We start from the raw sequence: 14,163 nt of genomic DNA, 5'->3' as shown, positions 1-14,163 counted from the left end.
ACCGTGGAAGAAATAAAATTGGTACAACAGCTAAAGTGCAGAGATAAGAATGCCTTTGACGCGTTGTATGAAACTTATAAAGATATTCTGCTGCGCATGGCATATCTGGTGAGCGGTAACAGGGAAGATGCCGAAGATATTGTGCAGGAAACATTTGTGAAATGTTATTTGCATATCGGGGAATTGAAAAAAGAGGAAGGGTTCAGGCCCTGGCTTTTTCAAATATTATATCGTACGGCATATAGACACGTTAAGAAACGCGGCAGGGAAATTCCCGGTGAAGATATCGATATGCAAGCGATGGCCACGGACGAAGTCACCTCTCTGGATCAAATTGTAAAGAGTGAAACGGAAAAAATAATCATCGATGCGGTGCGGCAATTAGATATGAAGCATCGGGCGGTAATAGTCATGTACTATTACAACGAGCTGTCCGCAAAAGAAATTGCCAAGGTACTGGGATGCAGTCAGGGAACTGTAAAATCCAGGCTTCACAACGGGAGAAAGAAATTAAAAGGATTGTTGGAAGTAGAAGAGGAAGGAGGCAGGACGTATGGAAAACAAAAAGGATTGCATTATTCATGAAGATTGGGATGAGAAAGACGAAGCAGTAAAGGAAACACTTTATGGAATGAGCCGGCAGGTCAGTGCCTCCGAGAGTTTGAAGCGGCGGATTGACAGCAGTCTTCTGGAAGCAGAGAAAGGAAGGGAGCGTTCTATGAAAAAGTTTGGAATAAAGAAGGTAATGATTGGAGTAGCGGCAGCATGTCTTGTGCTCGGTATGGCAGGAATGGCAGGAAGCGGGTTAAAGAGCTATGTAGGAAGTAGTCCAGCCTATCCTAACTATACGAGTTTTGAAGATTTGCACAAGGCTCAGGAGGAGGTTGGCTATAGGATCGATGCAGTGGAGACTTTTAGCAATGGCTATGAACTAAGCGGTATTACGATTGCTAAAGTTGCAATACAAAATGAAGCGGGACAGAAGGAAGAGGAACAAAAAGAAATTGATATTATGTATAAGAAGCCGGGAAGCAGGAATATGGAACTTTCTGTTCGAAAGTTATTTGCCAGTGAGGATGAAGAATCCTTACTTCAAATTTCACCGGATGATAAGGTGCAGCAGCATCGTAATATTACTCTTGTATTAAGAAAAAGCACATATAAATTCGTTCCGGAAGATTATGAGTTGACTCCGGAGGATGAGAGAGCGATGGAGCAGGGAGATTTAGAGATTTCCTATGGTGTTCCTGAAGTGGAGGTTGTAGATTATAGTTTTGTTATGTGGATAAAGGATGGAATTTCATATAATCTGTTTGGATCGGACCTTACTCTCACTGACGGAGATATGTTCGATATGGCGAAGGATATTATTGAAAGCAGCATAGACTAAATAGAACAGATAAAATAAAGAAAAGATCGATAGATGTCGGTGTAACAACAGGAGAGGCGAGAATTGCCTCTCCTGTATTGTTGCTGTTCACAGTTTCGTCATGAACAATAACCTTGTATTTACTGTGAAAATAACTACTCGCTTCTTGTACTTTACGTCATCAATATGATATACTACTAAAGTGTATTTCTATTGATAGAATTAAGCAACTATATTAAATGTTAACATAATAAAGCAGTGGAGAGCGGAGAAATGAATGAGAAGGATTTTTCTGATTTGGGTCGGGAAATAGGAGAGAAAATAGAAAAATTCGCTAATTCCAAAGAAGTAAGGGAATTACAGGAAAATATAAGGATGACTGTTGAAAGTACGATGCAAGGTGTCAGCCGCTCTGTAAAAGAAGCTGCTGATAACGTGAATAAGAGCATGGAGGCGAATCGTAAGGCTTCTTCTTCGAATGGAACGTCCAAGACAGTGGGGCAGGAACCTTACCGTTATGAGAAACAGGCAAAAACTAAGCCGCCTGTCAAAAAGTATGAGAAAAAGAGACAACTTCCGGTGAAAAAAAGTCCGGAAGGCAGCGTATCCGGCATTCTTCTCGGTGTATTTGGGACGATGGGAGCTATTATATTCTTCGCTTATTCTCTGGTAGCCTATAGTCTGTCTTTTTTTGCGGCGCAGGTGCTCGGTACAATGCTCCTTCCCGTGGAGGTTCCCCTTGCAATTGCCTGTGTTTGTACAGCGGCGGCCGGTGTCGGAGGATTCTTACGCAGCAGAGTGAAGAGGTTTCGAAAATATGTGAAGGCGATGGGGGAGAAGGATTTTCACTCCATTAAAAGCCTTTCGGAGATTGTACAGAAGAAAGAGAAATTTGTCCTCAAAGATCTAAAAAAAATGATAAGGCGCAAATGGTTCTATGAAGGACATTTGGATGAACAAGGAACTTGCTTTATGTTGACGGAGGACTCCTATCATATGTACAAGGAGGCGCAAAAGGAGCTGGAATTACGGCAAGAGGAAGCTAAACGCCTGGAGATGGAGAAAGAGTTACTGGAGCAGGACCCGGTTAAAAAACAACTTAAGATAACGATAGAAGAAGGAAAAGAATATATTCGCCGTATTAAAAAGGCGAACGATAAACTGCCTGAGGAAGCGATTTCCAGTAAACTGGACCGTTTGGAGCAGGTCTGTGTGCGTATTTTTGAACATATTGAGGAAAACCCTGAGAAGCTGCCGGATATTAGAAGGTTTATGAGCTATTATATGCCGACGACCTTGAAGCTGGTGGAAACATATCAGGAATTCAGCGAGCAACCGGTACAGGGAGAAAATATTACCGTTGCCAAGAATGAAATCGAGAAGATGTTGGATGATATCAATATTGCTTTTGAAAAGATGTTCGACAAGCTATTTGAGGATGATGCCATGGATATTTCTACTGATATTTCTGTGTTGTCCGCAATGCTTGCACAGGAAGGCTTGTTAAAGGATGAGTTTACAATAAAAAATAAAGCGGAATAAAGGAGCGGATAATGACGATGGAAGAAAGCAGAAATGAAATGCCGGTTTTGACACTTGACCCTTTTGAGGAAATAGCAAAGGCGCCCGAGGCACCGGCAGTAGTAGTACAAGATGGCCTGACAGAGCAGGCAGCGAAGAAACAAGCGGAAGCGATGGCTTTGGATGAAAGCACATTATCCGTGGAAGAGCGAAGGATGGTGGATGATTTCGCATCGAAGATAGATTTGAAGAATTCCACTATTATTTTGCAGTACGGAGCCGGTGCACAGAAGAAAATTGCAGATTTCTCGGAGACTGCTCTTTCTAATGTCAGAAGTAAGGATCTTGGGGAAATCGGTGAATTGTTATCCAGCGTAGTCTATGAGTTGAAACGGTTCGATGAAGAAGAGGAAAAGGGCTTCCTTGGAATGTTCAAGAAGGGCAGCAATAAAATTGCGGCTATGAAGAGTAAATATGACAAGGCAGAAGTGAATATTAATAAAATCAGCGGTGTTTTGGAGGAGCATCAGATCCAGCTTATGAAGGATACCGCTATGCTCGATAAGATGTATGACCTGAATAAGAATTACTTTAAAGAACTTTCCATGTATATTCTTGCAGGCAAGAAGAAATTGAACAAGGTAAGGCAGGAGGAGCTTCCTGTTCTTATGGAGAAGGCTCAGGCCAGCAATCTGCCTGAGGATGCACAGATGGTGAACGATTTTGTAGCACAGTGCGACCGATTCGAGAAGAAGGTCCATGATCTGGAGTTGACAAGGATGGTATCCATCCAGATGGCTCCCCAGATCAGACTTGTACAAAGCAATGATACTATTATGTCGGAGAAGATCCAGTCTACGCTTGTGAACACCATTCCTCTCTGGAAGAGTCAGATGGTATTAGCGCTGGGAATCACCCATTCCACACAGGCGGCGCAGGCGCAGCGTGAAGTGACGGATATGACCAACGAATTGCTTCGTAAGAATGCGGCGGTACTTAAAGTGGCCACGGTAGAGACTGCAAAAGAAGCGGAAAGAAGCATTGTGGATATTGAGACGCTAAGGCAGACGAATGAATCTCTCATTTCTACCTTAGATGAGGTTGTGAGAATTCAGGAGGAGGGCCGCCAGAAGAGAAGAGAGGCGGAGGTAGAATTGTCTCGCATTGAAGGAGAATTGAAGAATCGCCTTTTACAGATGAAGGGCTAAAGAAGGTATGGATAAGACATGGGATGCAATAGAATATATTCCTGCAAAAACAATCGTAACTAAGACGAAGAGCAGTGAATGGTTCGGTACAGATTATAATATGAATATATACAAGGGCTGCTGTCACGGATGTATTTATTGTGACAGTCGGTCAGAATGTTATCGTATTGAAGATTTCGACAGGGTACGTGCCAAAGAAAATGCTCTTTCCATTATTCGCGATGATTTGCGCCGCAAGGTGAAAAAGGGAGTGATAGGGACAGGAGCTATGAGCGATCCGTATAATCCTTTTGAAGGGAAACTATGTCTCACCAGGCATGCTCTTGAACTTATTTCTGCCTTTGAATTCGGAGCAGCTATTGCGACGAAGAGTCCTCTGATTACGCGGGATATTGATATTTTATCCGAAATTAAGGAGCATTCTCCTGTGTTATGTAAGATGACCATTACGACAGCTGATGATGAGATGGCAGCGAAACTGGAACCGGGTGTGGCTGTTTCTTCAAAGCGTTTGGAAGCACTTGTAGATTTACGGAAAAGTGGGATATTTGCCGGCATATTACTTATGCCGGTTTTACCTTTTTTAGAGGATAATGAGGAGAATATTTTAAACATTGTTCGCCAGGCCGCTCAGTGTTCTGTGAATTTCATTTATCCTGCCTTTGGTGTAACGCTCAGGCAGAATCAGAGAGACTATTATTATGGCAAACTAAATGAATTGTTCCCGGGGGATAACTTAATCGGGCAATATCGCAAGCGGTATGGAGAGACGTATGAATGCAGATCTCCCAGAGCAAAGCAATTATATGCAGTATTTGTGCATGAATGTGAAAAATACGGTATTTTATATAAGATGAAAGATATTATCCACGCTTATAAGAAAGGCTATGGGGAAGGGCAGATGAATCTCTTCGATATGATATAGGGATAAAGGAATCTTAATTTATTCTTAAAGATGTGGATAGCTTTGGATTTGAGAAAGCGTGTTGTGTATAATAGGAGATGCGCACGCATTTTTATAGAAGTTATAGAGATATTTTCTATATATTCAGACTTTTATTTTCCGTGCGAGAGTTATAACTTTTACGGAAGGGAATGAGGTATGGATATACAGGGGATAATGGCAGAAGATATGCCGGGAGCTAGGGAGAGACGGAGAAGGTTAACGCCGAAAGAGCGTGAGCTCAGAAGAAGGCGGAGAAGGAAACGGAAGATGATTCGGGCAGCAGCGTTGGGGATGGCGGCTATGTTGTTTTGTGGAATAATGATAGGAATTATCTTTTTATTCAGCTTTGCCTATCGCAACACAGTGGGTATGGAGACGGCTCAGATGGTGCAGACTCTTGAGCGGGAGTCAATCTTCGGACAAAGGAAGGGGAAGTGGCAGGATTTCTACGCCACAGATTTGGAGCACCCTCAATTGAATGTATCCTTACTTACGATTAATGAGTTTTCCCGGCCGGGCATCCCGTTGCCGGAGGTGAAGAATATCTTTATTCATTATACAGCGAATGCAGGAACGACGGCTATGCAGAATCGCAGCTATTTCGAGTCACTCGGTGAGACTCAGGAACGTTCTGCCAGCGCCCATTTTATTATAGATGCCGACGGTGAGATAGTGCAATGTATTCCTACACAGGAGATTGCTTATGCAGTGATGAAGCGTAATTACGATTCCATTTCTATCGAATGCTGTTATGAAAGAGAGGATGGGAAGTTTACCGAAGCGACTTACCGGTCTTTGATTGAGATGACAGCATGGCTCTTACATAAATACCAACTGGAGCCGGAGGATGTACTCCGCCACTATGATGAAGGCGGGAAACATTGTCCGAAATATTATGTGGAACACGAGGAAGAATGGGAACAGCTTCTTGCAGATTTAAGTGAATATATGAAACGGGCAGGCGATACGTAAAGGGATTGCCTGCCCTTACTTTATTCTATAGGATTAACATTTTTGTTCTGTTAATAAGATACAAATAAGAGTAGATAAATATATGAAAAGTGGTGCATTAATAATGATAGAAACTAACACATCGTTATGATATAATGATGGAACAAATGTATGAAAAAACGTATTGTTATGTATTCTGGTTCAGAAAGTAAGGTTGGAAAGGCAAAGACAAAAGACAAAAGAAAAGAGGAATATGTATGAGGAAGGGATTTAAGAGTATTCAAACACAGATTTTGGCAGTATTTATTATTGCACTCGTCACTTCATTAACGGCAATTGTCGGTGTCATCAGTTATCAGGTGACCAATCGTGCCATGCAGGATTATTATAGCAATTCCACGGAACAGATGAAAATTGTAGAGGAGGCGATCACTAGTTTCTATAAACAGTTGGATCAGAACATCAATATGGTGGCTACGAACCCCACCGTGATGGAAGCCAACGGGAATATTACTTCGTATCCCGCGGCTGTAGATAAAATGACTCCCTCGAAAAATGGAGGGATAGAGCAGAAGATTTACGAAGTCTTCGAACAATATGCGCTGAGTCATCCGGGAACGATGTATGTTTATATGGGTACGGAACAGGGCGGTTATCTCCAGTGGCCGGAGTCGGGACTTGCTGAAGCATATAATACGGCAGAAAAGAGTTGGTATAAAACGGGTATTTCAGGCAATGGGGAGATTGTCAGAACAGACCCTTATATAGATACTTTTACTAAAACGATGATTACGAGCAATGTAAGAACTTTTACCGATGGAAATGGAAAAGTCCTGGGAGTACTTGGAATCGATGTGGAACAGTCGGTAATCAGTGATATGTTAAGCCAGATGAAGAATGGTGAAACGGGGTTTTCCATAATAGTACATAGCACCGGAACCATTTTGGCAGATGGCAGTAATCCGGAAAATAACTTTAAAATGGTAGATGAAGTAGCAATTACAGGATTGGAAAGATTGTTAAGTGATAATCAGGGAAGATTCGAAGTTACTATCGATGGTATGCAGTACATGGTGAACCCTCATCGTGTGGCGGGAACAGAATGGATTCTTGCTTCGTTTATGTCTTTACAGGAAATTAGGGCGGGTGCGGTAAGCCTTTCTGTCCTTGTAGCAATCATTTCTACCTTTATTTTAGTGTTAACGATAATCGTTATCTTAATAGTGACCAAACGTATTGTCATTCCGATTACTAAGTCTTCCGAATATGTGGAGACAATCGCTCAGGGCGATTTTACGATAGAGGTGAATGCGAAACTTTTGCAAAGAAGGGATGAAATTGGTTCTATTGCCAATGCCATCAACGATATGAAAGAATCCTTGAGGCAGCTTGTTAATAAGGTAAGGGAAGAATCACGGAGTATTGATGAGAAAGTAACGAATACGGTGGATGATGTGAGAGAACTAAGCGGCAGTATTGAAGATATTTCTGCTACGACCCAGGAACTGGCGGCAAGTATGGAGGAGACAGCGGCTTCTTCCCAGGAAATCGCGAATGCTTCCAAGAGAATTGAAGATGCTGCGAACCGGATCGCAGAGAAATCGAAAGATGGCGCAGCTACAGCGGGAGAGATCTTCGGACGTGCGGAGAAGACGAAGAAGGATGTGAATGAGGCACAACAGAAAGCAAATGAGATGTTCTCTAACACGAAACAGAATTTGACTAAGGCGATTGAGGATTCCAAGGTGGTAGACGAAATCACTACCTTGACACAGTATATTATGCAGATTACGGAGCAGACGAACCTTCTTTCCCTGAATGCCGCTATTGAGGCAGCGAGAGCAGGTGAGGCAGGAAGAGGCTTTGCGGTAGTGGCTGAGGAAATCAGACATCTGGCAGAGCAGTCCAAACAAGCCACACTCCGGATTCAGGATATGACGGAGAAAGTAACAGGTTCTGTAGGCTATTTGACAAAGAGTTCGAATGAACTGCTTCAGTACGTTTCCGAGGATGTAGCCAGCGACTACGAAGTATTATTGGAAGTGGCGGATCAATATAGCGAGGATGCAGATTATGTAAATAATCTGGTAACAGAATTCGGTTCGATTTCCGAGCAGTTGTTATATGCTATTGAACAGATTCTTGCATCTATCGACGATGTAGCTACGGCAGCAGGAGAAGGCGCCAGCGGAACGAGCGATATTGCAGGGCGGGCTCAGGATATTAATGAAAGAGCTTCCGATGTAAAGGATCAGGTAATGCAGACGAAAGAGGGCGCGGATAGGCTGATGGAAGAGATAGCGCGCTTTAGAATCTAAGGGAATAAGAATAAAGTTAAGCTGCAGTTTTGCCGGGAGCAAAGACTGCAGCTTAATTTTATCCTATAGGTTACATAGGCAAACCTTTTACAGCGGGCTGTTTATTTTGATATTGCCGGACTCACAGCCGATTTTAATTTGTTTTTCCGTATCGGAAGAGGAAATAGGTCTATATTTCCCCCCCATATCCTGATTATCAATTTTTATAGTACCATAGTCCGTATATAAATCGTAAGAGTAATCGGCAGCAGGAACAGTCAGATGAAGAGTAACATCTCCGTAATCGGAAGAAGCTTCACAATTATTAAATGTAAAATCCTTGATTTCACAATTACCGCTCTCCAAGGTGAAGTTCACATCCCCGGCGGATAAAGTGCTGCCGATGACAGATCCGTATTGATTGATAACAGATAGAGTATGGGTAGATACTTCTTTCATTTTCAAGGAGCCGCTGTTTATTGTAATGTCTGTGTCTCCGTCAATAGCGACCTGGTCCATAGCGAAGCTGCCGTAATCGATGTCTGAGATAAGAGATTTTGCCGTGATATTGTTCAAGGTCAGATCACTTGTGTTTAGCTTCAGGGAAAGAGAGCCTGCATTCACCGTGTCCAATGTCACATCTCCATAATCGTCTGTTACTGTGACCGTTTGCGCGGAGATGTTTTCCATATCTAAGCTTCCTGTACTTATCTCCAAAGAGAGGGTTTCTGCATCTACCCTATCCAATTCCACATTGCCGTAATCATTGACTATTGTAAAATTATCCGCCTTAATATTGTTCGCGGTTAAATTGCCGGAATTTATCTGAAGAGAAATGACGGGGGTATTTATGGAGGTCAACCCGATATTTCCATAGTCATTATATAGGGCGAGGGAGGAAGCCTCTAGGTTGGATAAATTGATATCCCCGCAGTCGTTCTTGATTGAAATTTCACCCAACACCGCACTTTTTGGTATATAAACAGTAATAAATTCTGTGTCATATATATATTCGTTACGCACCCCCGAGAAACCAAAAAACATAAAATTAGAAGAAACACCGTTTTTCTTATTTCCTTGATCGATATTCAGTACGCCGTCCTTTATTTCATAGGATATGGGAGTTCTTTTTGCTATTTTATAAGCGATGCCGTAGTGATCGGATTCTTTGATCTCCACATTGGCATACGCGACATTCATACGTATATTTTGATAAGAATCTAATTTGACTTCGGCTTCTTCATAGGAAGGAGCCGATTCTTCCCGCCCGGAGTTCCCCCAGGTATATATTTGGATGCCGTTTTGCCCTATACCGATGCCGGACACCCTTCCTCCCAGAAGGAAACCGACAATGCACAAGGTAATACCGATACCGATTAGAAAGGTGCATGTAATAAGAAGTTTACTTGTTTTGCTCATTTTTTCTCTCTCCTTTTCTGATGAGACGACCGAAGAAACGCACTATTGCGGTAAGGAACCGCTGGCAGAGACGTACCATGCTGAAGGTCAACAGCATGCCGATTCCCATAAGAACAAAGCCGGTACCTATACAACTGATAAATACGGGAATATTCGTGGTAATGGCCGTAAACCCTGCGGCGATGCAGATGGGGCCCATAAGGGTAAAAACAATTCCTGAAAAGATAAAACATGCGATTACCATCAGTATACAGAATACAAAGGTAACGATTACTATGACCAAAGCCAAAGCGAAAGGAAGTGCGATAGGTGCGGCGCAGACTGCGAGAACCCCCACCCATACGGCATTCAGTCCTTTTTTAACATCCTTTACGGGGGCATTCGTATTCTTAAGCGCAATATTGGTGATAATTTGTTCGGCGGCAAATTCGGGAGTGCCAAGATCTTCAATCACCTGAGCTTCGTTCTCAATTCCGGCATCGGAAAAATATTCCTCGAAATATTCGATAGCCTTCTCAAAGTCCTCTCTTGGAAGGCGGCGTAATTGCTTTTTCAAGGACTGCATGTAATCCGCTTTATTCATTGTCATTTCCTCCCTCTTGGAAAGTGTTTTCTTTATTTATAATTTCTTCAATAGCGGCGATATGGGACTGCCATTCTTCGTATTGAAACTGCCACTGTTTTCTTCCGGTCTCGGTTATCCGGTAATACTTACGGTTGCGCCCCTGGAATGGCTGATCATAGGTAACGACAAAACCATTCTCTGACAGGCGCCTGAGTATTGGGTAAAGGGTGGAATCCTTCATGGAGGATACGCTCTTTAGCTGCTGGCCGATTTGGTAGCCGTAGCTGTCTCTATCCCTGACAATGGAAAGTATGAGGAAATCCAGAAGAGGGGCACTGATGGGATATATCATAAAATCTCCTTTTACGTATTGAAATTCTCCATAAAATAATAGGCTTTGCTAATACTTATGGCAGTGTTGACAGGTACATAATATTGGGATGGTACAAATTCCCCGTGAGTGAAATTATGGGGCTGATTAATTTTGCAGTTGCGGCATCATATATAAAGTTTATATATATATTTTATAAGTATATTATATGAAGTATAATATATAATGTCAATATATATATCGAAAAAAATAATGTCATAAAATTAAATAAAAATCAGACAGCCCAAAAGTCCGGATGGAAGAAATAGGGGAGCCATGCTACAATGTGATAAATAGGAAAATAAATTACAGAAAAGAGGGATGTTATGAAGGTTCTATTTGTGGAATATCCAAAGTGCAGCACTTGTAAGAACGCAGGTAAATGGCTGAGGGATCATGAGGTAGACTATGAAGACAGGCATATTAAAGAGGACAGGCCTAAGGCGGCGGAGTTAAAAGAGTGGCATGAGAAGAGCGGACTTGATTTGAAACGTTTCTTTAATACGAGCGGAATCTTATATAAGGAAATGCAGCTAAAGGATAAGCTGCCCGGGATGACCCAGGAGGAAAAGTATGATTTGCTGGCTTCTGACGGAATGCTCGTTAAAAGACCGATAGTGGTGGGGAAGGACTTTGTTTTAGTCGGATTCAAGGAAGAGGAATGGACGGAAAAGCTACAATAATGCTATTTTGAAGTTAATATTATAGATTAGGGCGGGGCTAAATTATTTTAGACCTGCCCTTTTAATAATAACCAACGATAGGGAAACAGTTTCGTAAGTTATTCACAAAGATTTCTGAAGATTGCTTATAATCGTCAAACCATTAGTAAAACATTACAAAAAACGGGTGGAAAATCATAATAAAGTGCTAAAAAAATAGGGAAAACGGTTACTCAAATATGAATTGACCAACCAAGGAGGGTGAAATATAATCAGCTTATCAAATGGAAAAAGTGCACTTTTCATTGTTTTACGGGAACGTATGAACGTATCCGGAATCGATATAATTCAGGAGGAAAATATATGAGTAAAGTGATGAAACGGATATCGGCTTTTTTGCTGATGTTGGTTATTGCAACAGCAATGATGCCGGCTTTGGCATTTGCGGAGGAAAAGGAAGAGACACTTACGGCAGTTTATGTTCAGGTGCCGGAGGATTGGGAGAATCCTTGTGTATGGGCGTGGGATGATGACGGAAAAGGTGCATTCGATGCATGGCCGGGCGGCGGGATGGATGCCGATCCGGCAAATGAAGACTGGTATTATATCTGGCTACCCGGTTGGGCGAATCATGTGATTATCAATGCCAATGATGGAAATGTCCAGACCGAGGAACAGATATTGGATAGAAAGGATGCATGGATTACGGTAAATGCGGCGGACTCCGTGGATATTTCTTATGAAAGACAGACTGTGGGAGAGACACCGGAATATGTGAATAAATTTACGATTCATGCAAAGGTGGATGATAGTTGGGGCGGTCCCAATCTGTGGGCATGGTCGGCTCCTGACGGAACAAATGCATTCGCGGCCTGGCCGGGAAGTGAAATGAAAGAAAATGAAAATGGCTGGTATACGGCAACGGTTCCCGTTTGGGTGAATTCCATCATTATTAATGGAAATGAGGGAACTATGCAGACCGAAGATATTTCCATAGACCCGGCAGAGGTATGGGTGACCATAGATGCCGAAGGAGGTTATGATTTCAGCTATATGGACCCCGACAAAGCTCAAATACCCGATATTACGGTTCATGTAATGGCTCCGTCGGATTGGACGGCACCTTGCCTGTGGGCATGGTCGGCCCCGGATGGAACGAATGTCTTCACTACATGGCCGGGAGAGACCTTGGAAGAAGGGGAGAACGGATGGATAAAAAAGACGATTCCGGGATGGGTGAATTCTATTATTGTCAACGGCAATGAAGGTGGCGTACAGACAACGGATATTTCCGTAGAAACAGGCAAGGATGTATGGATTATTGTAAATGGTGCGGAGGATTACGAAGTATTTTATGAGGAACCGAAGGATGCGGCTTCGACAAGTCCGGTACAGGAGGTGGATACGGCAGACTCGACAGATACGGGGGATGCAACAGATGCTGTGGTGCACCCGGCAGCGAAAAGCGGTAATATTCTTCCGGTAATCGTTATCGTTCTTGCGGCGGCAGTGGCAGTCGTTGTTGTTGTCGTTATGAAAAAGAAAGCGGAGAATAAAAAGTAATTTATGATTTGGTTTCCTCAGGACTATGCCTTGGCGGTCCTGAGGATGAAGGAGGAGCAGGGATGAAAAGAGCATTATCGATGATTTTAACAGCAGCTATGGCGGTCTTGTTATTCAGCGGTTGTGGAAAACAGGATACAGATGCGGATAACGGTATCTCGACGATTACAATCTGGCACGATAAAGAAGATGCCGTAACAGAAGTGCTGCAAAAAAAGCTGGAGATACTGGAACCTCAGATACATGTGGTGCTGGAAAAGAAAAGTGATTTGACGGAAGCATTGAAAATGGTCGGAAACAATCCCAAGGCAGCTCCGGATATGTATTTTTTTGCACACGATAAGATCGGTGTGTATGCGGAAATGGATATACTCGCCCCGATAACGGATATAGTACCGGAGCAGGAACTTGCGGACACATATATGGAAAATACATTGGAAGCAGCCTCCTATAAGAAAACAGTTTATCAGCTCCCGATTTATTACGAAACTCTGCTGTTTATATATAACAGACTGTATATGAGCGATGAAGAAGTGCCGAAGACCACAGAGGAACTTTACTCCTATATGCAGGAGACGACAAGAGGCGGTCATTATGGATTTGTTGAGCAGCACAGCACGCCATATTATGTTTCCGGATGGATCAATGGCTTCGGCGGCAGCATATTAAGTGAGACGGGAATGCCGGGACTCGATTCGCCGGAGACAATAGCCGCGTTGGAATATCATAAGAAATTTGTGGAGCTGATGCCTGGCGAGACAGAATATGCCACGGTCAATACGCTTCTTGCCGAAGGAATGGCTCATGCCACGATTGCGGGTCCCTGGATGATACCGACCGTGCGGGAAAGAGGAATGGATGCAGGAGTAGCGGCAATGCCGGTCATCGAAGAGACGGGCAGACCGATCTCTCCGTATATGGGTGTTCAGGGAATACAGGTATTGAAGCATGCCGCACAAAACAAGAAAGAGGCGGTTGAAAAGGTATTACGGCAGGTTATGGATGCCGAGCTGGGAGCAGAGCTTGCCGGTGCCAGCGGTTGTGCGCCGGCGAATAAAGCTTGCTATGATATGGAAGCGGTTACATCGGACGAAGTGGTCATGGCAATGAAGGAGACGGCGGAACATGCGGTACCTATGCCTAACCTCCCGGAAATGGACGTGATGTGGACCGTGGCGGGGAATCTGCTGACCGACATCAATATGAGCGGTAAAGATGTGACGGAAAGCGCGGCAAAGGCACAGAAGGAAGCTGAGCGGCTGATTGAAAGCATGCGGTAAAGAGACGAAAGG

Annotated in this window: 13 protein-coding genes; 10 read left to right on the top strand and 3 right to left on the bottom strand. The window is 43.2% G+C overall.

Going from position 1 to position 14,163, the window contains the following annotated elements:
- Positions 1–3: 3 nt before the first annotated feature.
- The 7 genes from RBB56_RS07480 (at position 4) to RBB56_RS07450 (ending at position 8,313) form a co-directional block, all read left to right on the top strand.
- Entirely contained in the window at positions 4–585 is a 582-nt protein-coding gene (locus RBB56_RS07480; RefSeq protein ID WP_306721756.1) for an RNA polymerase sigma factor, read from the top strand.
- Positions 554–1,390, top strand: coding sequence for a hypothetical protein (locus RBB56_RS07475; protein ID WP_306721755.1), 837 nt, complete (start codon positions 554–556; stop codon positions 1,388–1,390). Before RBB56_RS07480 ends, RBB56_RS07475 begins: the two co-directional genes overlap by 32 nt.
- Before the next feature lie 252 nt (positions 1,391–1,642).
- Positions 1,643–2,911, top strand: coding sequence for a 5-bromo-4-chloroindolyl phosphate hydrolysis family protein (locus RBB56_RS07470; protein ID WP_306721754.1), 1,269 nt, complete (start codon positions 1,643–1,645; stop codon positions 2,909–2,911).
- An 11-nt stretch (positions 2,912–2,922) separates the two neighbouring features.
- Positions 2,923–4,098 (top strand): toxic anion resistance protein, encoded by a 1,176-nt coding sequence (locus tag RBB56_RS07465; protein WP_306721753.1) that lies wholly within the window; start codon positions 2,923–2,925, stop codon positions 4,096–4,098.
- Between the two features lie 7 nt (positions 4,099–4,105).
- On the top strand, positions 4,106–5,023 hold the full coding sequence (locus RBB56_RS07460) for an SPL family radical SAM protein (protein WP_306721752.1): 918 nt from the start codon (positions 4,106–4,108) through the stop codon (positions 5,021–5,023).
- A 177-nt stretch (positions 5,024–5,200) separates the two neighbouring features.
- Positions 5,201–6,016, top strand: coding sequence for a peptidoglycan recognition protein family protein (locus tag RBB56_RS07455; RefSeq protein WP_306721751.1), 816 nt, complete (start codon positions 5,201–5,203; stop codon positions 6,014–6,016).
- A gap of 236 nt (positions 6,017–6,252) precedes the next feature.
- Positions 6,253–8,313, top strand: coding sequence for a methyl-accepting chemotaxis protein (locus RBB56_RS07450; RefSeq protein ID WP_306721750.1), 2,061 nt, complete (start codon positions 6,253–6,255; stop codon positions 8,311–8,313).
- 87 nt (positions 8,314–8,400) lie between these two features.
- On the opposite strand, the gene RBB56_RS07445 is transcribed toward RBB56_RS07450, so the two are convergent.
- From RBB56_RS07445 to RBB56_RS07435, 3 genes are read right to left on the bottom strand one after another with little or no spacing between them, the layout of a single operon-like run.
- Positions 8,401–9,711: a DUF4097 family beta strand repeat-containing protein gene (locus RBB56_RS07445; protein ID WP_306721749.1), complete on the bottom strand. Its 1,311-nt coding sequence runs from the start codon at positions 9,709–9,711 to the stop codon at positions 8,401–8,403.
- Positions 9,695–10,294 carry a DUF1700 domain-containing protein gene (locus RBB56_RS07440; RefSeq protein WP_306721748.1) on the bottom strand — a complete coding sequence of 200 codons (600 nt, stop codon included), beginning with the start codon at positions 10,292–10,294 and terminating at the stop codon, positions 9,695–9,697. The genes RBB56_RS07445 and RBB56_RS07440 overlap by 17 nt, the downstream gene beginning before the upstream one ends.
- Positions 10,287–10,628 (bottom strand): PadR family transcriptional regulator, encoded by a 342-nt coding sequence (locus RBB56_RS07435; protein WP_306721747.1) that lies wholly within the window; start codon positions 10,626–10,628, stop codon positions 10,287–10,289. Before RBB56_RS07435 ends, RBB56_RS07440 begins: the two co-directional genes overlap by 8 nt.
- Before the next feature lie 344 nt (positions 10,629–10,972).
- On the opposite strand from RBB56_RS07435, the gene RBB56_RS07430 reads away from it, so the two are divergent.
- The 3 genes from RBB56_RS07430 to RBB56_RS07420 all read left to right on the top strand — a co-directional run bounded on the left by RBB56_RS07430 (position 10,973) and on the right by RBB56_RS07420 (position 14,151).
- Complete coding sequence (locus RBB56_RS07430; RefSeq protein WP_306721746.1) at positions 10,973–11,329, top strand: arsenate reductase family protein; 357 nt, start codon at positions 10,973–10,975, stop codon at positions 11,327–11,329.
- Positions 11,330–11,671: 342 nt separating this feature from the next.
- On the top strand, positions 11,672–12,871 hold the full coding sequence (locus RBB56_RS07425) for a starch-binding protein (RefSeq protein WP_306721745.1): 1,200 nt from the start codon (positions 11,672–11,674) through the stop codon (positions 12,869–12,871).
- Positions 12,872–12,933: 62 nt separating this feature from the next.
- Positions 12,934–14,151, top strand: a complete 1,218-nt coding sequence (locus tag RBB56_RS07420) for an extracellular solute-binding protein (protein WP_306721744.1) — start codon at positions 12,934–12,936, stop codon at positions 14,149–14,151.
- Positions 14,152–14,163: the final 12 nt, after the last annotated feature.

Origin of the sequence: Kineothrix sp. MB12-C1 (genome assembly GCF_030863805.1) — a bacterium.
Taxonomy (GTDB): Bacteria; Bacillota; Clostridia; order Lachnospirales; family Lachnospiraceae; genus Kineothrix.
The sequence above is the reverse complement of the archived record's forward strand: the minus strand, read 5'-3'. Positions and strand labels throughout refer to the sequence as shown.